This window comes from Desulfobotulus alkaliphilus (genome assembly GCF_007830435.1).
Taxonomy (GTDB): domain Bacteria; phylum Desulfobacterota; class Desulfobacteria; order Desulfobacterales; family ASO4-4; genus Desulfobotulus; species Desulfobotulus alkaliphilus.
Window position 1 is genome coordinate 25670 of record NZ_VLLC01000013.1, and the last position, 21624, is coordinate 47293.

Consider the following 21624-nt stretch of genomic DNA (forward strand, 5'->3'; position numbering starts at 1 on the left):
TGGGACCGGACAGGAATTTTCGGGGGCAAAGGATTTTCCCTGCCCCCCGAAAATGGGCTCATACAATACTTGCCATGGTATCCCGTATGGATATGAGCAGTTTTTCCCGGTCCAGTTTGATCTGGTAGTCGTCTATGCCCGCAGCCTGTCCTTTGATGATATCCTCTTCACCGGCAAGGGAGGTGAGGGCAATGACCGTAAGATGGGAGAAACGGGAATCTCCCTTTATTTTACGGGTCAGCTCAAATCCATCCATATTGGGCATTTCAAGGTCCGTGAGCACAAGTCCAATTTCATCGACATGGGTCTCCAGAAGGGAGAAAGCCTCCACTCCGTCTTCTGCAACAAGAACCTCATATCCGTCTTCCGTCAGGAAGCTTGTGACCTGATTTCTGAAAAATGCGGAATCTTCGGCAAAGAGAATTTTGACGCCACCCTGCATCTGACCATTGCTGTCCAGAACGGGTGCCGTGGCAGAAAGTCCCGTAAACCATTCCGGATTGAGGGTTTTTACAACGCCAAAGATGTCCACCATCAGGGTGGTCCGTCCGCCGATGATCATGGAACCCATGATACCCGGCTGTTTCAGTGTGCTGGCATCCACATTCAGGGTGGCTTCTACGGCATCCACGGGCGGGCTGACCATCAGGCCGATTTCCCTGCCTGTAAATTTAAATACAATGACTTCCACCTGTTCCCTTTCGGGAAGGGGCTGGATATTGGCCACTTCGCCCAGCTCGTGCAGGGGCAGGGAACCTCCCCTGTACTGCACAACCCGCTTGCCACCGACATATTCGATGTCCGTGGACTTAATGCGTTCAATGCGTTCCACAAGATTGAGGGGAACGCCGAACTGTTCCGTTTCCGCATTGCGGAAAAGAAGCAGGGATGCCTTGTCTTCCTGTCTCTGGGTACTTTCGATGAGTTCTTTTTCTGCATGGGCAAGGGTTTTGGAGGCGCCGCTGGAGGAAAGGTCTGCCATTTCCGCAAGGGATGCCACATCGAGGATCAGGGCAACGCGGCCATCTCCCATGATGGTGGCACCTGCATACCCTTTGCAGTCCTTCAGATGGCGGCCAAGGGGTTTTACAACAATCTCTTCGGAATCCCTCAGCTGGTCCACCACAAGACCGTAACGGAAGGTGCCCGTGGAAACCACGGCGATATTGATGGCACTGTCGGCCCTGAACCGACGGTCTTCCTGTTTTCTGGGGGCTTTATCTTCTTTTTTTAATACCTTTTCCCTGCCGCCATCCAGTTGGGCGGATCTGCGGTCGGCAATGTTGACCCTTCTGTCTTCTTTTTCTTCCCCGGTTTCGGGGTCAATGTATGTTTTTTTAATGCCAAGGACATCGGACAGATCCAGAAGGGGCAGCAGGGTTCCGCGGAGGCGGACCACAGCGGCTTTGCCGACCTTTTCTATGCGCTCCTTTACTTGGGCTGCGGGTATGCGCAGCAGTTCATTGAGGTTGACCTGGGGAATGGCGTAGCGCTCTTTGCCCACGGAAATAATCTGGCTGGGAATGATGGCAAGGGTCAGGGGAAGCTTGATGCGGATGATGGTGCCCGAACCTACTTTGGAATCAATATCCACAATACCGCCAAGGCGGTCCAGGTTGGTTTTCACCACATCCATGCCCACCCCGCGGCCCGATACATCGGTAACCTGCTGGGCCGTGGAAAAACCGGGAAGAAAAATCAGATTGATTTTTTCCTTGGCAGACAGGGTCTGGATGTCCTGTTCAGAAATCAGGCCCTTGGAAAAGGCGGATTTTGATATGGCTTCAGGGTCAAGGCCCTTGCCGTCATCTTCAATTTCTATATTGACCTGACCGGCTTCATGGAAGGCCTTGAGCCGGATGGTGCCGACTCTGGGCTTGCCACTGCGCTGGCGGATATCCGGAGTTTCTATGCCATGGTCAACGGAATTTCTCACCAGATGGGTCAAAGGATCATTGATGGCCTCGATAATGGTTTTATCCAGCTCAACTTCCTTGCCTTCAATCTTCAGGTTGATTTCCTTGTGCAGGGACTTGGAGAGATCCCTTACAATGCGGGTGAATTTATTGAAAACATTGGCAATGGGCTGCATGCGGGTCCGCATGATGGCCTCCTGAAGTTCGGAGGTGATCATGTCGATGCGCTGGCCTGCGGCCTCAATGGCCTGGGAGCTGCTGGTGGCAATGCCCTGGGTCAGCTGGTTGCGGCTGAGCACCAGTTCCCCCGCAAGGGTCATGAGGGTATCCAGAAGATTGACATTCACCCTCAGGGAGGCCTGACTTTTCTGCTTGTCATTTTTACTGGCGCTGTCAGAGATCTCATCATCCGGATCATCTGTGTTTCCCGAAGACCAGGAAGCAGCCGTGGAAGCGTAGGCCGGTTCCTGTGGCGGCAGCGCGGCAGCAGCAGGGGGGCTGACTGCTGGTTCCGGCTTCGGTTCGGGCAGGGGGGGGGCCGGAGCAGGCATGGCGGGTGCCGGTTTTTCGACTGTCTTGACTGCGGGTTTTTCCGGAGGCGCCGTGGGAGCTGCGGGGCGGTCTGCGGCAACCGGTGATTCAGTTCCGCCACTTTCCGTGGTGGCTTCCGGCGGGATATGGTGAACGTATTCCGGGTCGAGATCCACCAGAATGGAGGCCATATCCGGCTCTATGATGGAGGCGAAAAGGATGAGGAAGGGAATTCTTCTTGGAAAATCATCCTCCAGTGTGCCTACGGCGTCAAAGTCAATTTTAGAATCCAGGATGATACCGCTGTTCAGGAGGGAAGTAATCACATCCAGAGGGGTTTTGTTTTTTTTCTGGATATCCTGAAGCATATCAAATTCCAGAAGATAGAGGAACTTGCCGTGTTTGAAGGCCTGATCCAGATCAAAACGGGAGGCTTCCATGCGCGCCTGTCCCACGGGATGCTGTATGAATACTTTTTCACTCACGGTTTTTTTCTCCGCTTCAGGAAGAGAGCCTTCGGTGATGGCTATCAGGGCCTGAAGAAGGGTATCAATATTGACACTGTTGCTGGTTTCCACGTCCTGTATCAGTTCCCTGAGCCGGTCAAAGGCCTGCAAAAGAACGGAAATAATCTCTGGTGTGGGCACCATCTCATGGCTGCGAACCAGTCCCAGAATGCTCTCAAGGTTGTGGGAAAGATCTTTGATGGTTCCAAGGCCCATGAATCCAGCACCTCCTTTGATGGAGTGTGCCGCCCGGAAGACGTTGTTGACCAGATCTTCATCAATGTCGGCCCCCTGGGATTCAATGGCCAGGAGATCATTTTCGATATCTGAAAGGTGTTCCAGGGATTCTTCCACATACATGCGCAAGGTTTCGTCATCTTCAAAGATCATGGTGCGCCTCCGGGTATAACGGATCCAGGTTTCTGATCCCCTGCCTGTGGGCACGGGGATTCGGGGTACGGGGCTGGGGAGGGATGAGAAAATATCTGTAAAGGCTTTTGGATACGGTCCTTACATTCCTTTAAAAATATTCCGGTTTCCCATTCTTAAAGTCAATCAGAAAATCTAATAAGGATCAGATTTTTAAGGCAAGGAGAACATCTGTTTGATTCATTGCAGGAAAGTATATCAGTATGCAGAGGCATTTGGCAAGGGTTCTTCGGGAATTCGGATCAGACTCAGGGCCCTGTGATCATTTTCAAGGGTGACCTGAAGCCTTGTATTGGGGCGTGCTACGGAGACCGGGGTGTCTGCTTCTTTGATGCAGACAATGCGGTCCGTGGAGGGGGGGGCTCCGGGGTGGAGAACCTCAACAACATCTCCTGTGACAAAACGGTTACGGCAGACAAGGGCATGGCTGCCGGACTGCCCGTCGGAGAGGATTTTGCCCACAAAAAGGGCTTTGGGACTTTTCCCTTCCGTATTGTGGACATCGGGCTGGATGTCCTGGGGTTTATTCAGGTAGAAGCCCGTGCCATATCCCCGGTGGTGGAGACTGTTCAGGCGCCTGAACCATGAAGGGTCTTCTTTGTATGCCGCAGGATTTTTAAAAAAAAGATCCAGTGCTTCCCTGTAGACGCCTGTGGTCACAGCCAGATAATGGATACTCTTCATCCGTCCTTCTATTTTGAAGGAGGAGACGCCTGCGGCAATCATTTCCGGCAGGTGGGCAATCATGCACAGGTCTTTGGAATTAAAAATATAGCTGCCCCTCTGGTCTTCCAGCAGAGGGAAGTAATGGCCGGGTCTTTTGGCTTCAACCACGGAATAACTCCAGCGGCAGGGGTGGGCGCAGTGGCCACGGTTGCTGTCTCTGTCTGCCATGCAACTACTCAGAAGACAGCGGCCTGAATAGGCAATGCACATGGCACCATGGATAAAACATTCCACCTCAATATTTTCCTGACAGAGGGCCTTGATTTCTTCCATGGAAAGCTCTCTGGCCCCATTGATTCGGCGGATACCCTGCTTTGCCCAGAATTTCAGGGCTGCCACATTGGTGGTGTTGGCCTGGGTGCTCAGGTGGAGCGGAATGTGTGGGACGGTTTCCCGTGCAAGCAGAAGGACACCGGGGTCTGCCACGATCAGGGCATCGGGGCCACAGGAAGAGAGGTCCCTGAGGTAGGCTTTCAGTTCCGATAGTTCATGGCTTCTGGGAAAGATGTTGCATGTAACATAAACCTTTGCATTCAGATGGTGGGCCAGACGAACCGCTTCTTTGATTTCAGGTATGGAAAAATTGTCGGAAAAATTTCTTAAGGAGAAATTTTGTCCTCCAAGATAAACGGCATCCGCCCCGTAGGCCAGTGCAATTTCCAGTTTTTCCATGTTTCCGGCAGGCGCAAGCAGTTCAACGGGAAGCTTTGATCGATGGGTGTGCTTGCTCATGGGTGCAGGTTTTTCCTGTAGGGGCTTTGCCAAAATGGATTGTCCGGGGCTGTATGGCTCCCTGTTTCCAGAAGATTTCAGAGGTGTCGCTGGGTTGTGTGGAAAGGTGGTGCCCCCGGCAGGAATCGAACCTGCGCTCAAGGATTAGGAATCCTATGCTCTATCCACTGAGCTACGGGGGCACGTTAAAACCCTGGAGCATATAGCTAATTTTTTTTTATTCTGCAAGGAAAATGGAGAGTCCTTGCCCTGTTCTTTGTGTCTTACTCAATAAAAAGCTGCTGTCCCGGGTAGATGGTGCTTTGTCTGTTCAGGTTGTTTATCTGAAGAAAGCGTTGCAGGGGCATATTGTGTCTTAGTGCTATGGTGGAGGGGGTGTCTCCGGCCTTCACCCTGTATGCCTGGCGCTGGGAGTCGATGGTTTTTACCTGTTGCGCCGCTCCGGGGATCCGCAGGCGCTGGCCGATCTGGAGATTGGCGTTTGGAAGCTGGTTTGCGGTTATAATGTCATTTTCTGAAAGGTTGAATCTTCTGGACAGGTGCCAGAGTGTGTCTCCCCGTTGTACCGTGTAGGTCAGGGTCTGGCGCTGCTGGGAAGATGGCGTGATATTCCTGCTGGGGGAGACTGTCTGCGCCATTGAAGCGCTGGCCGGCACCTTGATGACTTCCCCTGCACGGATGAGGTCGGCTCTCCTGATATTATTTTCCTGCATCAGATGCCGTACGGATACCCTGTAACGCGCAGCAATGGTTGACAGAGCCTCTCCAGGCATGACTCTGTGATAAAGATGGGCTCTCTGGGGGGGGCTTGCTTCATCAATGGATTCTATGGAGGCCAGGAAGTGGTCTGTATAGCCCTGGGGTATTTTCAGTGCATAGGTTGCGTTGGGCAGCAGGTCATAGCGGAGTTCCGGGTTCAGGTTTCTCAGATTCTCCAGAGATATACCCGTTGCAGATGCAATGGCCTGCAGGGATACCTGGCGTTCAACGGAGACGGTTTCAAAGGAGGGAGGGCTGTAGAGATCGCTGGGATCGAAACCGTATTTTTCCATGTTTTGAATAATATGTACTGTGGCGAGGAAACGGGGAACGTACTGGGCTGTTTCTCTGGGAAGTCTAGTATAAAGATCCCAAAAATTGTCAAGGTAATTGACGTTCTGGCTTCGGATGGTTCGGAGGACGCGGCCTTCACCGCAATTGTAGGCGGCCAGTACCGTTGGCCAGTCCCCAAAGAGGCGGTGAAGTTCCGTAAGATAGGCAATGGCGGCGTCGGTAGCCTTTTCAGGGTCCATGCGTTCATCAATGAGGAGATCCCTTTTGAGTCCAAAGCGAACACCTGTGGAAGGGATGAACTGCCATAGTCCCAGTGCCCGGGCGCTGGAAAGGGCTTTTACCTGAAACCCTGATTCAATAAGCGGAAGCCAGGCCAGCTCTTCGGGAAGACCTGCGGCATGGATTTTTTCAAGGATCATGTCCATATACATCCCGGAACGTCGGTAGGAGCGTTCAAAAAAAGCCCGTTCCCTGCCTGTAAAGCGGTCGATTTCCTTTTGAACATAGTCATTGTCGGGGATCTGTATAGCGCTCTGTTTGCCTTGTACTCCGATTGTCTGGGAAGAATAAATTTCCTGGATGCGGCGTGCAATGGTCAGTCGGATGTCATCTCTTTGCTGGAGGTCTTCAGCGGTCAGGCTTTCTGTCCGAATGATGATGGCGTAGGCCTGGTCCAGGGATTCGAGGGCTGCATCATATTCCCCGGCTTTCCAGAATTCATTGGCAGCGTCATAAAAATCCAGAGCCTGATCAAAGGACGTTGTTGTCCCCTTCAGCTCAGGAGAAGCAGAGCGGGTGGGATCGGTGGGGGGCAGGGTGACTTTTTTCTCCTGCGCAACAAGTTTCCGGGCGGCTTCATGGTTGTGCTGGTTCTGCTGAAGGGGATCCTTGCTGTTGTCCTGTGCATGATGCAAAGATGCACAACCGGAAAAAAAAAGGCTGGAACAGAATAGGCAAAGGATGAGACGTTTCATGCTGGGAGAACCTCGTATAAGAATTTTTGCGGCAGTGCCGACCGGATGATTTTGCAGAAAAGGGCCGGTGTTATAAAAATGCAAGACAAAAGTGTATAGTAATCAGTTTGTTAGTTTTCAATATCTGATATGTTTATGCTTTTTTAAAGTTCTAGAAAAAGGTTGTCCTGATTCACTGCAGAAATTCATTTTTGATGTCCCACAGTAATTTCAGGTTGGTTTATAGTTTTGGAAATCATGTGGTTTGAGGTTAATTCTTTGAAATAAGGCAGTAATGTACACAATATAAAAAGGTGTCCACAATATCTGGCTTGTTTTGCATCTGCCTGTAGTATTCAGCAAGCATAAAAAAACTAACGCAAGCTGCTTGTCTGTGTCAATGAAGAATTATGTTTTCTGTAACAGGTGTCTTTCTGGTTTTGGAAAAATAATGTTTTGTGCCTCATGTGATGACGCATTTCTGCAGTGTGCGCCGGAGTATTTTTGTCCGGGAAAGGGTTTGAAAAAAAGGGTGTATATTAATGGTGGTGGGGAGTCCGGGCAGATGCTTTTTTTATCTTTTTTTAAAAAAAAGCTTGTCAAATGCAGGGGGATTCGTTTAGAAGGAGAAGTTGTCTTTAAGGGCCAACGTAGCTCAGCTGGCCAGAGCGGCTGACTTGTAATCAGCGGGTCGGGGGTTCGAATCCCTTCGTTGGCTCCAAAAAAAAAGACGGTGGGGTTCCCGAGTGGTCAAAGGGAGCAGACTGTAAATCTGCCGGCCAAGCCTTCGGAGGTTCAAATCCTCCCCCCACCACCATCTTAACGGTCTTGTAGAAGATTTTTTGCAAATAATGCTTGCAATGAAATCGCAATTGTACTACATGGCTGCCTGCAAAACAAAAGAGTGGTTCTTTTTTGAACCTTCTGGCGGGAGTAGCTCAGTTGGTAGAGCATCAGCCTTCCAAGCTGAACGTCGCGAGTTCGAACCTCGTCTCCCGCTCCAGTTAAATTCGTCAGATTTTTTTGTCTGATGTTTTGAAGGCAATAAAGTGTGCCCATGTAGCTCAGCCGGTAGAGCGCATCCTTGGTAAGGATGAGGTTCACCAGTTCGATTCTGGTCATGGGCTCCATTTATTGCTTATTTTCTATTTGAGGTTTTTCGAGTGGGTCCGACGTCGTGTGAAGAGGCGGACGCAATCCTTCGGAGAAAACGATCAAGCAGGTTTTTTTAGGAGGCGAATCAATGGCTAAGGCAAAATTTGAGCGCACGAAGCCGCATGTGAACGTCGGGACCATTGGGCATATCGACCACGGCAAGACTACCCTGACGGCAGCGATCACCAAGACCTGTGCAGCAAAAGGTCTGGGTCAGAAAGTGGATTATGATAATATCGACAAGGCTCCCGAAGAGCGCGAGCGCGGTATTACCATTTCAACCTCCCATGTGGAGTATGAGTCCGTTAACCGTCACTATGCCCATGTGGACTGCCCGGGTCATGCGGATTATATCAAAAACATGATTACGGGTGCAGCCCAGATGGATGGTGCCATTCTTGTGGTTTCCGCCAGCGATGGTCCCATGCCTCAGACCCGTGAGCATATCCTTCTTGCACGTCAGGTAGGTGTTCCCCGTATCGTTGTCTTTCTGAACAAGTGCGACATGGTGGATGACGAAGAGCTGATCGAGCTGGTGGAGATGGAGCTTCAGGAGCTTCTGGACAAGTATGATTTCCCCGGAAGTGATACTCCGATTATCCGTGGCTCTGCCCTGAAGGCACTGGAATCCGATGATCCGGATTCTGAGGACTGCAAGCCTATCTGGAATCTTCTGGATGCAGTAGACAGTTATATTCCTGAGCCTGAGCGGGATGTGGACAAGACTTTCCTGATGCCCGTGGAAGACGTGTTTTCCATTTCCGGCCGCGGTACCGTTGTTACCGGTCGTATTGAGCGTGGCATTATCAAGCCCGGTGATAACGTTGAGATTGTTGGTCTTCGTGAGACCATCAAGACCGTATGTACCGGTGTTGAGATGTTCCGCAAGCTTCTGGATGAGGGTCGTGCCGGTGATAACGTGGGTCTCCTTCTTCGTGGTACCAAGCGTGATGAGGTAGAGCGTGGTCAGGTTGTTGCCAAGCCCGGCAGCATTACTCCCCACACCAAGTTCCAGGCCGAGGTTTACATCCTTTCCAAGGAGGAAGGTGGGCGCCATACGCCGTTTTTCAGCGGATATCGTCCCCAGTTCTTCTTCCGTACCACAGACGTTACCGGTATTATGAATCTGCCGGAAGGTGTTGAGATGATTATGCCTGGCGATAATGTGACCATTACAGCCGAGCTGATTGCTCCCATCGCCATGGAAAAAGAACTTCGTTTTGCTATTCGTGAAGGTGGCCGTACCGTTGGTGCGGGTGTTGTTTCTGAAATCGTTGCCTAATTCAAGGAGAGTCCGGTGAGAGTCATTGTAACGCTGAGCTGCACCGATTGCAAACAGCGCAACTATACTACGACCAAGAATAAGCGGACCACTCCGGATAAGCTGGAGTTCAGTAAATATTGCAGATTCTGCAAGCATCACACCAAGCACAGAGAAACCAAGTAGCTCTTTTTTGATGATAGTAAAGACCTGTCGGCAGCATTGTCGGTCGGCAGGTCTTTTATGCAGGCCAGTAGCTCCAATTGGTAGAGCGGCGGACTCCAAATCCGTAGGCTGGGGGTTCGAGTCCCTCCTGGCCTGCCAAATCAAAAACATGAAGCTTGGTTTGATCATAGCTGAAAACGGGGCAAGGTGTTATGGGACGCTTATTAAAAAAGAAAACAGATAAGCAGGTTCAGAAAAAAAAGCTGAAGTTAAAGGCTAGTCAGGATGAAAATGCTGAGTCCCCATCTGAAAGCGTAAAACCCCACAAATCTGGTGAGATCAGCATATCCCAGGCAGACAAAGCATCCAAAACACCTCACGGAAGCCGCTCGGTTGCAAGGCCTGATAAGAAAACGGCTGTAACCAAGGGGCTTGAATTTTTTCAGGAGGCCCGTGCGGAACTTTCTAAGGTTGTGTGGCCATCCAGGCAGCAGGCTCTGGCTTCTACCGGAGTTGTGATTGTTCTTGTGCTTATATTGTCTTTTTTTCTAGGGGTTGCCGATGCTGTCCTCACCCGTCTGGTTCGGCTGGCTTTGAATTGGTGATTATGGGGGGGATATGGTTAAAAGATGGTATGTTGTACATGTGTATTCGGGATTCGAGGGTAAGGTAAAACGCTCTCTGGAAGAACGGATCGCAAGCTCCCCCCTGAAGGATTACTTTGGTGAGATCATCGTTCCTACGGAAACAGTGGTGGAGTTGGTAAAGGGGGAGCGAAAAGAATCTTCCCGGAAGTTTTACCCCGGTTATATTTTGGTGCAGATGGCCCTGACCGATCACACCTGGCATCTTGTGAAGGATACGGGTAAGGTAACGGGGTTTCTTGGTGGCAGAGATAAGCCGGCACCCATTACCGATGCTGAAGTGGATCAGATTCTTCGGCGGATGGAAGCAGGCAAACAGAAGCCTCAGCCAAAATATCATTTTGAACCCGGCGATGAAATTCGGGTGATTGACGGACCCTTCACAAACTTTAACGGTACCGTTGAAGAAGTCAATCCGGAAAAAGGGAAGATCAAGGTCTTTGTAAGTATTTTTGGCCGATCGACTCCCGTTGAGCTGGAGTTCGTACAGGTTACCAAGCTTTAAGGTGTAAGGAGTACAGACCAAGATGGCAAAAAAAGTGATGGCGCAAATCAAGCTCCAGGTTTCTGCGGGGAAAGCGAACCCTTCTCCCCCCATCGGTCCGGCTCTGGGGCAGCATGGCGTAAATATAATGGATTTCTGTAAGGCCTTTAATGCGCGTACGCAGAATGATGCGGGCATGATTATTCCTGTTGTGATTACAGTATATCAGGATCGTACGTTTACCTTTATCACCAAGACGCCTCCTGCGTCCGTACTCCTGAAAAAGGCCGCAAAAATTGCTTCGGGTTCCAGCAATCCGAAGCTGAACAAAGTGGCAAAAATCAGCCGGAATGAGGTTGAAGAAATCGCCAGGCTCAAGATGCCGGATCTCAACGCCTATGACCTGGATACCGCTGTGAAGATCATTTCCGGTACTGCCAGAAGCATCGGTATCGAGATTGTTCAGTAAAATAAGGAGTCGGAAAAAATGCCGAAGCGCGGTAAGAAATATCTGGAAACGGGCAAAGGACATGATTTCACGGCAAAATTAGGTTTGCGGGAAGGCATTGAGCTTGCCCTTGAAGCCACGTATGTGAAATTTGATGAGAGTGTGGATGTTGCCGTGCGCCTTGGGGTTGACCCCCGGCATGCGGATCAGATGGTCCGTGGTACCTGCATTCTGCCCAATGGTCTTGGTAAGGAAGTCCGGGTACTGGTTTTTGCCAGAGGCGAAAAAGCCAAAGAGGCTGAAGAAGCAGGCGCGGATTATGTAGGTCTTGAAGATCTTGTGGAAAAAATTCAGGGCGGCTGGTTTGATTTTGATAAAGCCGTAGCTACGCCGGATACCATGGGTGTTGTGGGCAGAATTGGTAAGCTCCTTGGCCCCAGAGGCCTGATGCCCAACGCCAAAACCGGTACAGTGACCTTTGATGTTGCCCGGGCGGTTGATGAACTGAAAGCGGGTAAAATTGACTTCAGGGTAGAAAAGGCGGGCATTGTTCATGCTCCCATGGGTAAAAAGTCCTTTGGTCCTGAAAAGCTGGAAGAAAATATCCGTGCATTTCTGGACAGCATCATAAAACTCAAGCCTTCCGCAGCCAAGGGAGCCTATATTCGGGGCATGGCTGTTTCAACAACCATGGGCAGGGGTGTGAAGGTGGATACCCTTACTTTGAAGTAAAAAAACTGTCTGAATTCAGGTGAATCAAATGGGGGGGAGGCTCTGTGTCCTCCCTGCTTTTTCACATAAACCGGAAATTTTCCGGTGCTGTCAGAGACAGTAGGTACACATGGAGTGTGTAAACGGCGCTGCCGACCTACCGAGACAGATGATGTTTGGGTTTGGCCGGCACCTCCATGCAAATTTAAAAGAAAGGGGGTGTTAGGAAATGAAGCTGTCCGAAAAAGAAGCGCTTGTGCAGAAACTGCACGAAGGTCTCGCCAGTGCACAGATTGCCATTATTGCGGATTATAAAGGGCTGAACGTAGAGCAGTTTTCTCGTCTCAGACGGGATCTCCGGGAAGCTGGTGCAGATATCCAGGTCGTGAAAAATACTCTTCTGAGGCGAGCCTCGGAAGGAACCAGCGCAGATATCATACGGGATCACTTTAAAGGGCCCAGTGCCATATGTTTCAGTGCAACGGATCCGGTTCTTCCTGCAAAGGTTCTTACCAAGTTTGCTGAAGCCAATGACAAGCTGGAAATCCGTGCGGGAGTTCTGGAAGGTAAGCCCTTGGGAGCTGCCGACCTTAAGGCCCTGTCTGAACTTCCCAGCCGGGAAGAGCTGCTGGCACAGGTACTCTCAGCGATGATTGCAGTGCCTACCGGCTTTGTCCGCGTTATCAATGCTGTTCCCAATGGTCTTGTGAATGTCCTGACGGCCATCAAAGATCAGAAAGAAGCTGCCTGATATTTTGGCATGCAGGCAGATCGTTTATTATTATCATTATTTACTATAAAAACGCTTGTTTTTTGGAGGCTTGATCCATGGCTGAAATTACCAAACAGGATGTAATCGATTTTATTGCAAACATGACAGTTCTTGAGCTTTCCGAGCTCGTTAAGGAACTTGAAGAGAAATTTGGCGTATCTGCTGCTGCCCCCGTTGCCATGGCTGCCATGCCTGCCGGTGCTGCTGCGGCTCCCGTCGAGGAAAAAACCGAATTTGACGTTGTTCTTGTGGCTGCAGGAGACAAGAAGATCAACGTTATCAAGGAGGTACGTGCCATTACAGGTCTTGGACTCAAAGAAGCCAAGGATCTTGTTGAAGGTACACCTGCTCCCGTCAAAGAAGGTATTGCCAAGGAAGAAGCAGAAAAGTTCAAGGCACAGCTTGAAGAAGCCGGTGCAAAGGTTGAACTTAAGTAGTCGATTCCTGTCTTGTCCTGTCGTTTTCACCATCCGTTCACATAAACGCTGTTGCGGAATTAAGTCCGTGGGCCTTGGCTCGCGGACTTGTTCCGCTGTTGCGTAAGCAATCGGGGAGAAGCCATGTCCGGAAGCCCTCTGGCCAACAAGCGTGTGAGAAAGCGTTTCGGCGGAAAGCACACCATTATTGATATCCCGGATCTGATCGGGATGCAGCGGGAATCTTATGAGAGATTCCTTCAAATGGATGTGACGCCGGATCAACGTCGGGACATCGGTCTGCAGGCGGTCTTTAAATCTGTTTTCCCAATCAAGGATTTCACGGGAACCGCATCACTGGAGTTTGTGTCCTATGATTTCGGTGAGGTGAAGCATTCCGTAAGCGAGTGCATCCACCGTGGAATGACCTATGAAATTTCTGTACGTATCCGGGTTCGTCTTGTCGTCTATGACGTGGATAAAGATGCGGGTACCGTAACCATAAGGGATATCAAAGAGCAGGAAATCTATTTTGGGACCGTGCCCCTGATGACGCCTCGGGGAACCTTCATTGTGAATGGTACCGAGCGTGTTGTGGTCAGTCAGCTGCATCGTTCCAGTGGTGTTTTCTTTGACCATGACAAGGGAAAGACCCATTCCAGCGGAAAAATTATCTACACGGCAAGGGTAATACCCGTGCGCGGCTCCTGGATTGATATGGAAATCGATCCAAAGGATATTGTGTATATCCGCATCGACCGCCGCCGTAAATTCCCTGTGACCATCCTTTTCAAGGCCTTTGGGTATACCAACGAAGATCTTCTGGCCTATTTCTACCTGAAAGAGCGCATCGAAGTCCGTGGTGAGGAATATTTTAAGGCCTTTAATGAACAGAGCCTTAAGGGACAGCGGGCCAGTGAAGATGTTCTGGATCCTGAAACCGGCGAAGTGATTGTGCGCAAAGGCCGCTTCTTTACCAAAAGAGCCATACGTCAGCTCCGCACCCTGGGAGTTACGGAACTGAAGGTCAACGCGGAAGAGCTGATTGACCGGGGTGTGGCCGCAGATATTCTGGACCCTGAAACGGGTGAGCTGATTGTTAAAGCCGGTGACATCCTTGAAGAAGAAATCCTTGGCCGCATGCAGGAGAGTGGTGTCCGGGAATTCGAACTTCTTTTTGTGGACGCCAACTACAGTGCCGATTGTATCCGCAAAACCCTCATGGCAGATAAAACCACATCCAGGGAAGAAGCCCTTGTAGAAATTTACCGGAGGCTGAGGCCAGGAAATCCGGCCACGCCCGAAGTGGCTTTGGAGTTCATTGACCATCTCTTTTTTAAAGCCGCCTATTATGATTTCTCCGGCGTGGGCCGCCTTAAGATGAATCATCGTCTGGGTATCAATACCCACATTGATGTGCGTACTCTGCGTAAGGAAGATATTCTGCTGACTGCTAGAACCCTGGTGGAGCTGCGGGATACCCAGGGGGTGGTGGATGACATCGATCACCTTGGCAACCGCCGCGTGCGGGCCGTTGGTGAGCTTCTGGAAAATCAGTACCGTATTGGTCTTGTGCGCATGGAGCGGGCCATTAAGGAGCGCATGAGCATGCAGGAGGTGGATACCCTCATGCCCCATGATCTGGTGAATCCCAAGCCCGTATCTGCGGTGGTGAAGGAGTTTTTCGGAACCAGTCAGCTTTCCCAGTTCATGGACCAGACCAATCCCCTTTCCGAAACCACACATAAGCGCCGCCTTTCCGCCCTTGGACCCGGCGGTCTGACCCGTGAACGTGCGGGCTTTGAGGTCCGTGACGTCCATCCTTCACATTATGGCCGAATTTGTCCCATTGAAACGCCGGAAGGTCCCAACATCGGCCTGATCGTTTCTCTGTGTACCTATGCGAGGGTCAATGATTTCGGATTTATTGAAACACCTTATCGTACGGTTCGTGAAGGACTGGTCTCAACGGATGTGCGCATGCTGTCCGCCTTTGAGGAAAAAGATCACCCCATTGCCCAGGCCAATGCCATTGTGGGTGAGGATGGCCGCTATGTGAATCCCCTTGTGACGGCCCGTATTGCCGGTGAATTCCAGATGGTCCCCGCAGGTGAAGTGGAAATGATGGATATTTCTCCCAATCAGCTGGTGAGTGTGTCTGCCTCTTTGATTCCCTTCCTTGAAAATGACGACGCCAACAGGGCTCTCATGGGGTCCAACATGCAGCGGCAGGCCGTTCCCCTGACCCGGACGGAAGCCCCCCTTGTGGGAACCGGCATTGAGGGGGTTGTGGCCAGGGATTCCGGTGTTGCCATTGTCTGCAGGCGGGATGGTGTGGTTGTGAATGTGGATGCCTCCCGCATTGTTATCCGCCATGAGCTGGAAGAAGGGGAATCCCTCGATAATCAGGTAAGCATTTATACCCTGTCCAAGTTTACCCGTTCCAATCAGAATACCTGTTTCAATCACCGGCCCATCGTCGGATTGGGGGAAAGGGTTGTGAAGGGTCAGGTTCTTGCCGATGGCCCGTCCACGGAGCAGGGGGAGCTGGCTCTGGGTAAAAATGTGACGGTGGCCTTCATGCCATGGGGTGGATATAACTTTGAGGACTCCATTCTGCTCAGTGAGCGTCTGGTGCAGGATGGTGTTTTCACCTCTGTTCATATTGAGGAATTTGAGGTGGTGGCCCGGGATACCAAGCTTGGCAAGGAAGAAATTACCCGGGATATTCCCAATGTGGGTGAAGAGGCCTTGAAGGATCTGGATGACTCGGGAATTATCCGCCTTGGTGCGGAGGTGGTGCCGGGAGATATCCTTGTGGGTAAAATTACCCCCAAGGGGGAAACCCAGCTTTCTCCCGAGGAGAAGCTTCTCAGGGCCATTTTTGGTGAAAAAGCCGGAGATGTAAAAGATACTTCCCTGCGGGTTCCTCCGGGTGTTGAGGGGATTGTCATTGATGCCAAGGTCTTTTCCCGGCGCGGTGTGGACAAGGACGAGCGAACCCGAAGCATTGAGGACGCAGAAATCCATCAGTATGAAAAGGACAGGGACGAGCGCATTGCCGTTATAGAGGAGGCGGCATTGCAGAGAATCCATGCCCTTCTCATGGGGCAGACCGTGCAGAGTGATCTGCGCAAGGCGAAAAAGACCCTGCTGTCAGCTGGTTCTGTTCTGGATTCAGCCAGTCTTGAAGGATTTTCCGTTTCTCAGTTGGAAGGACTTATTCTGGAAGATGCTGCTGTTACGGAGCGTGTACATGGGGTGATAGACCTCTGGCGCAGTGAAATAGATAATTCCCGTCAGGTTTTTGAAGAGCAGGTGAGCCGCTATGAAAAGGGTGATGATCTGCCCCCCGGTGTGATTAAGATGATTAAAATCTATGTGGCCATCAAGCGCATCCTGTCTGTGGGGGACAAGATGGCCGGACGGCATGGAAATAAAGGGGTTGTTTCCCGTATTCTGCCGGTGGAAGACCTGCCTTATTTTGAAGACGGGAGCTGTGTGGATATGGTTCTCAATCCACTGGGTGTGCCTTCCCGTATGAACGTCGGGCAGATTCTGGAGATTCATCTGGGCAGGGCGGCCCGCTGTCTGGGCCAGCAGCTGGATGAAATGATTCGCAAAAAGGACAGCGATGCCCTGCGTGAGAAGCTGGGCCGTATTTTTAAGTCCCAGCCGGAGATGGAAGAAGGCATTAAAGAGTCCGATGACAAAAATCTGATCAGCCTTGCAGGCCGCTACAGAAGGGGTGTGCACATGGCAACGCCGGTTTTTGATGGTGCCCAGGAGGTGGAGATCAAGGCCCTGCTGGAAGAGGCCGGGGTAAGCGTCTCAGGTCAGGCAACCCTCTATGACGGTCGTACGGGAGAGGCCTTTGACGGTCCCATTACCGTAGGAACCATGTACATGCTTAAATTGCATCATCTGGTTGACGACAAGCTCCATGCCCGTTCCATCGGGCCCTACTCCCTTGTGACCCAGCAGCCCCTGGGCGGTAAGGCCCAGTTCGGCGGGCAGCGTCTTGGGGAGATGGAGGTCTGGGCCATGGAAGCTTATGGTGCCGCCCACGCGCTGCAGGAATTTATAACGGTCAAGTCCGACGATATGGCAGGACGAACCCGCATGTATGAAAAAATTGTCAAGGGTCAGAACGTTCTGGAACCCGGCCTGCCGGAATCTTTCCGGGTACTGATTAAGGAATTGCAGGCACTGGGGCTTGATGTCAACCTGATCGAAGGTGAATAAGGAGGAGGGATACTTGGAAACTCTGTATGATTTTTTTGCCAAGCCGACGGACCCGAGGAAATATTCGGGAGTTCAGATTTCCCTCGCTTCTTCCCAGACGATCCGTGACTGGTCCTTTGGTGAGATAACCAAGCCGGAAACCATCAATTACCGGACTTTCAAGCCGGAGAGGGATGGTCTGTTCTGCGCCAAAATCTTTGGACCTACCAAAGACTACGAGTGTAACTGCGGTAAGTACAAACGCATGAAGCACAGGGGTGTTGTCTGTGAAAAATGCGGCGTAGAGGTCATTCAGTCCAAGGTGCGCAGGGACCGTATGGCGCACATTGAGCTGGCCTGTCCCGTGGCCCATATCTGGTTTCTCAAGAGCCTGCCCAGCAAGATCGGTAACCTTCTGGATATCACCCTGAAGAACCTGGAAAAGGTTCTTTATTTTGATTCCTATGTGGTGATTGATCCCAAAAATACTGGGCTTTCAAGGCTTCAGCTTCTTTCCGATGAAAAATATTATGAGTCCCTGGATCTTTATGGAGAAGGGGCTTTTGAGGCGGGAATCGGTGCTGAGGCCATCCAGCGTCTGCTGGAAACCATGGATATGGAAACCATTTATCACCAGCTCAGGGAGGACATTTCAGCAACGACATCCGTGGCCAAGCGGCAGAAACTGTCCAAGCGGCTGCGCATTGTGGATGCTTTCCGGAATTCAGGCGTAAGCCCTGTCTGGATGATTATGGAAACCGTGCCTGTGCTGCCTCCGGATCTGCGTCCCCTTGTGCCCTTGGAAGGCGGCCGTTTTGCCACCTCGGATCTGAACGATCTGTACCGGAGGGTTATCAACCGGAACAATCGCCTTAAGCGTCTTATGGATCTGAAAGCACCGGATATCATTGTCCGTAATGAAAAGCGCATGCTTCAGGAGTCTGTGGACGTTCTCTTTGATAATGGGCGCCATGGCCGGGTGGTCACGGGTACCAACAAGAGGGCATTAAAATCCCTCTCGGATACCCTCAAGGGTAAGCAGGGCCGTTTCCGTCAGAACCTTCTGGGTAAGCGTGTGGACTATTCCGGCCGCTCCGTTATTGTGGTCGGTCCCAGTCTTCGCCTGCACCAGTGCGGCATACCTAAAAAAATGGCTCTGGAGCTTTTCAAACCTTTTATTTATCACCATCTGGAGCAGAAGGGGCTGGTTTCCACGGTCAAGAGCGCCAAAAAGATGGTGGAAAGGGAAACGCCTGAGGTCTGGGATACCCTGGACGAGGTGGTCAAGGAGTATCCGGTGATGCTGAACCGTGCTCCGACGCTGCATCGGCTGGGCCTGCAGGCCTTTGAGCCCGTACTGATTGAGGGCAAGGCCATCCGTCTGCATCCTCTGGTGTGTACGGCTTTTAACGCCGACTTTGACGGTGACCAGATGGCTGTGCATCTGCCCCTTTCTGTGGAGGCCCATATTGAGGCCAGGGTGCTGATGCTGGCCAGTAACAATATCCTGAGCCCAGCCAATGGTGAGCCCATTATTGTACCTACCCAGGACATTGTTCTTGGCCTTTATTACCTGACCCAGAAGATTGAGGGGGTGAAGGGGGAAGGCTCCCGTTTTGCCAGCGTGACGGAGGTTCGGCAGGCTTATGATGCCGGCGAGATTTCCATGCATGCCTCCATTCTGGTGCGCATGAAAGACGGCAGCCGGGTGGAGACGACCACGGGGCGGGTACTGCTCTGGGAATTGATTCCCGATGCCATGGTTTCCAGTTTCAACCATATCATGGTGACCAGCGAAGAAGACCGGGATATGGTACAGAAGGCTCTGACGGCAGGCACACGGTTTACGGAGGTTGCCCAGCAGTACTCCAAGAGTGCCGATGTTTACCACAATGCTTATATCGGCTTTCTGGATCCCAAGGAGTTTACCCGCATTTTCGGTATGAAGGGGCCTGAGGTACAGCAGCTTTTTGCCATGGAACCCGGCACCCTGTCTTCTGTCATGGAAGAGGGGGGGCAGTATCACTTTTTTGAAGTGGTCGAGAGGCAGATGGAGATTCCCTTTTCCGTTGTGAACAAGGTCATGGATAAGGGAACGATCCGGAAACTTGTGGATTATGCCTACAGAAACCTTGGGCCCAAGGGAACGGTTATTCTTGCGGACCGGCTGAAGGATCTGGGTTACAGCATCTCCACTAAAGGTGGACTTTCCGTTGGCATTGATGACATGATTATTCCCGAGAATAAATGGGATATCCTCAGGGATGCCGAGGACAAGGTTGCCGAGATTAACCGCCAGTACACCGAAGGTCTGATTACCCAGGGTGAAAAATACAACAAGGTTGTGGATATCTGGGCAAGGGGAACCGATGATATTGCCAACTCCATGATGGAAGTCATGAAAAAAACCAAGCGTCATGAACATGCGGAAGAGGGAACCGTAGACCGCATGAACGCCATTTTCATGATGGCGGATTCCGGTGCCCGTGGCTCCAAGGATCAGATGAGGCAGCTGGCAGGGATGCGCGGGCTGATGGCCAAGCCCTCGGGTGAAATTATTGAGACACCCATTACGGCCAATTTCCGTGAAGGGCTTACGGTGCTCCAGTACTTCATCTCCACCCATGGCGCCCGTAAAGGCCTTGCGGATACGGCCCTGAAGACGGCAAACTCCGGATACCTTACCCGCCGCCTTGCCGATGTGGCGCAGGACTGTGCCGTTACGGAGACGGACTGCGGCTCCGTAAGCGGCATTGAAGTGCATGCCCTGACAGAAGGCGGGGAGATTATTCAGCGCCTTGGGGAAAGGGTGCTGGGTCGTGTAACCCTTGAGGATATTCTGGACCCCTTTACCGATGAGACCCTTGTTCCTTCCAACGTTGAAATCGATGAGAAGGTTCTTGAAATTATTGAGAATGCAGGTATTAATGCTGTGAAAATCCGTTCCGTCCTTACCTGCCGGGCGGAAAGGGGGGTCTGCGCCCGCTGCTATGGCCGGGATCTGGCCTACGGGCTTCCCGTGGAAGTGGGGCAGGCCGTGGGAATTATTGCCGCCCAGAGTATCGGTGAGCCGGGTACCCAGCTCACCATGCGTACTTTTCACATTGGTGGCACCGCCTCCAGGCGCGTGGAGCAGGCGGACCTTAAGGCCCGTATGGAAGGGACTGTCCGTTTTGACGGCATTCAGGTGGTTACCAATGCCGAGGGCAATACGGTGGTCATGAACCGTCGTGGTGGTGAATTTGCCATCATGGGGGATACGGGCCGTGAGCTGGAGCGGCATCGGGTGATTTATGGCGCAACGGTAAGGGTTGAGGACGGTCAGCGGGTAAAATCCGGTGACATGCTGGCCGTATGGGACCCCTTCACAACACCCATCATCACGGAAGTGGACGGGGTGGTCAAGTATTCGGATATTTACTCCGGCAAGACCATGCAGGAGCAGGTAGACCCCGTAACGGGTAAGGCCAGCCGGACGATCATCGAATCCAAGCTTGCGGATATCCGTCCCCGCATTTCCATCCGGGATGAGAGCGGGAAAACGGCAGTTCTGTCCACAGGCTCCGGCATGGCACGTTATTTTCTGCCCATTGGTGCGGTTCTTATGGTTGAGGAAGGGGATGAGGTCCGCGCCGGTGATATTCTGGCCAAGCTCCCCCGTGCCACCACAAAAACCAAGGATATCACAGGGGGTCTTCCCCGCGTAGCAGAGCTCTTTGAGGTAAGAAAGCCCAAGGAAACCGCCGTCCTCAGTGAAATCGACGGATATGTGTCCATTTCCAAGGGAACCAAGGGCAAGCAGAAGGTAAGCATCAAGCCTGTGGATGTGGGGGAAAAGTGTGAATACCTGATTCCCAGAGGCAAGCACCTTAACGTATATGACGGAGATTATGTGCGGGCCGGTGAGCAGCTTTGTGGCGGATCGGTCAACCCCCAGGACATCCTGAATATTAAGGGTGAGATTGCGCTGGCTGCCTATGTGGTGGATGAGGTCCAGGAGGTTTACCGCCTTCAGGGGGTGCGTATCCATGACAAGCACATTGAGGTTATCGTGCGCCAGATGATGCGTATGGTCAAGATTGTGGAGGTCGGAGATACGGACTTTATACTTGAGGAAAGTGTTGACCGGAAGATTTTTGAACGGGTAAACCGGGACGTTGTTGCCAAGGGTGGGAGTCCTGCCCAGGGTGAGCCTCTGATTCTGGGGATTACCAAGGCCTCCCTTGCCACAGAGAGTTTTATTTCTGCCGCTTCCTTCCAGGAAACCACGAAAGTCCTTACGGAGGCTGCCATCCGGGCCAAAATTGATGACCTTCGGGGCTTAAAGGAAAATGTGATCATGGGTCGTCTTATTCCTGCAGGTACGGGGGTTGAAGAGTACCGGGGGCTGGAGATCAAGGTCCTTGAAGACATTATTGCCCCGGCAGAAGAAGAATAGGTTATTGACAAGTCGGATATGTATGTATAAAAATAAACATTTTGTCGTAATGGTATTAGG

Annotated in this window: 13 protein-coding genes and 6 tRNA genes; 15 read left to right on the forward strand and 4 right to left on the reverse strand. The window is 51.6% G+C overall.

Annotated features, from left to right (window positions below):
• Positions 1-58: 58 nt before the first annotated feature.
• The 4 genes from LZ24_RS09225 to LZ24_RS09240 all read right to left on the reverse strand — a co-directional run bounded on the left by LZ24_RS09225 (position 59) and on the right by LZ24_RS09240 (position 6807).
• Entirely contained in the window at positions 59-3343 is a 3285-nt protein-coding gene (locus LZ24_RS09225; protein WP_144684801.1) for a hybrid sensor histidine kinase/response regulator, read from the reverse strand.
• A 237-nt stretch (positions 3344-3580) separates the two neighbouring features.
• Entirely contained in the window at positions 3581-4840 is a 1260-nt protein-coding gene (locus LZ24_RS09230; protein WP_144684803.1) for a peptidase U32 family protein, read from the reverse strand.
• A 107-nt stretch (positions 4841-4947) separates the two neighbouring features.
• Positions 4948-5022 (reverse strand) — tRNA-Arg (locus tag LZ24_RS09235).
• 81 nt (positions 5023-5103) lie between these two features.
• Positions 5104-6807 carry a lytic transglycosylase gene (locus tag LZ24_RS09240; protein ID WP_186443037.1) on the reverse strand — a complete coding sequence of 568 codons (1704 nt, stop codon included), beginning with the start codon at positions 6805-6807 and terminating at the stop codon, positions 5104-5106.
• A gap of 683 nt (positions 6808-7490) precedes the next feature.
• Between LZ24_RS09240 and LZ24_RS09245 the strand changes: the two genes are divergently transcribed.
• From LZ24_RS09245 to rpoC, 15 genes are all read left to right on the forward strand, one after another.
• Positions 7491-7567, forward strand: a tRNA-Thr gene (locus LZ24_RS09245).
• 11 nt (positions 7568-7578) lie between these two features.
• Positions 7579-7663 (forward strand) — tRNA-Tyr (locus LZ24_RS09250).
• 110 nt (positions 7664-7773) lie between these two features.
• Positions 7774-7849, forward strand: a tRNA-Gly gene (locus tag LZ24_RS09255).
• 50 nt (positions 7850-7899) lie between these two features.
• A tRNA-Thr gene (locus tag LZ24_RS09260) sits at positions 7900-7976 on the forward strand.
• 113 nt (positions 7977-8089) lie between these two features.
• Positions 8090-9283 carry an elongation factor Tu gene (tuf, locus tag LZ24_RS09265; protein ID WP_144684807.1) on the forward strand — a complete coding sequence of 398 codons (1194 nt, stop codon included), beginning with the start codon at positions 8090-8092 and terminating at the stop codon, positions 9281-9283.
• A 15-nt stretch (positions 9284-9298) separates the two neighbouring features.
• The gene (gene rpmG, locus LZ24_RS09270; protein ID WP_144684809.1) at positions 9299-9448 is read left to right on the forward strand and encodes a 50S ribosomal protein L33; all 150 of its coding nucleotides are present in this window, start codon (positions 9299-9301) and stop codon (positions 9446-9448) included.
• Between the two features lie 61 nt (positions 9449-9509).
• Positions 9510-9586 (forward strand) — tRNA-Trp (locus LZ24_RS09275).
• A 53-nt stretch (positions 9587-9639) separates the two neighbouring features.
• Positions 9640-10032 (forward strand): preprotein translocase subunit SecE, encoded by a 393-nt coding sequence (secE, locus tag LZ24_RS09280; RefSeq protein WP_144684811.1) that lies wholly within the window; start codon positions 9640-9642, stop codon positions 10030-10032.
• Positions 10033-10045: 13 nt separating this feature from the next.
• Positions 10046-10576 (forward strand): transcription termination/antitermination protein NusG, encoded by a 531-nt coding sequence (gene nusG / locus LZ24_RS09285; protein ID WP_144684813.1) that lies wholly within the window; start codon positions 10046-10048, stop codon positions 10574-10576.
• A 22-nt stretch (positions 10577-10598) separates the two neighbouring features.
• Positions 10599-11024 (forward strand): 50S ribosomal protein L11, encoded by a 426-nt coding sequence (gene rplK, locus LZ24_RS09290; RefSeq protein ID WP_139448057.1) that lies wholly within the window; start codon positions 10599-10601, stop codon positions 11022-11024.
• Between the two features lie 18 nt (positions 11025-11042).
• Positions 11043-11735, forward strand: a complete 693-nt coding sequence (rplA, locus tag LZ24_RS09295) for a 50S ribosomal protein L1 (RefSeq protein ID WP_144684815.1) — start codon at positions 11043-11045, stop codon at positions 11733-11735.
• Between the two features lie 208 nt (positions 11736-11943).
• On the forward strand, positions 11944-12465 hold the full coding sequence (gene rplJ, locus LZ24_RS09300; RefSeq protein WP_144684817.1) for a 50S ribosomal protein L10: 522 nt from the start codon (positions 11944-11946) through the stop codon (positions 12463-12465).
• Between the two features lie 77 nt (positions 12466-12542).
• Complete coding sequence (rplL, locus tag LZ24_RS09305; RefSeq protein WP_144684819.1) at positions 12543-12923, forward strand: 50S ribosomal protein L7/L12; 381 nt, start codon at positions 12543-12545, stop codon at positions 12921-12923.
• 123 nt (positions 12924-13046) lie between these two features.
• Positions 13047-17147, forward strand: a complete 4101-nt coding sequence (gene rpoB, locus LZ24_RS09310) for a DNA-directed RNA polymerase subunit beta (RefSeq protein ID WP_144684821.1) — start codon at positions 13047-13049, stop codon at positions 17145-17147.
• A 13-nt stretch (positions 17148-17160) separates the two neighbouring features.
• The gene (gene rpoC / locus LZ24_RS09315) at positions 17161-21564 is read left to right on the forward strand and encodes a DNA-directed RNA polymerase subunit beta' (protein WP_144684823.1); all 4404 of its coding nucleotides are present in this window, start codon (positions 17161-17163) and stop codon (positions 21562-21564) included.
• Positions 21565-21624: the final 60 nt, after the last annotated feature.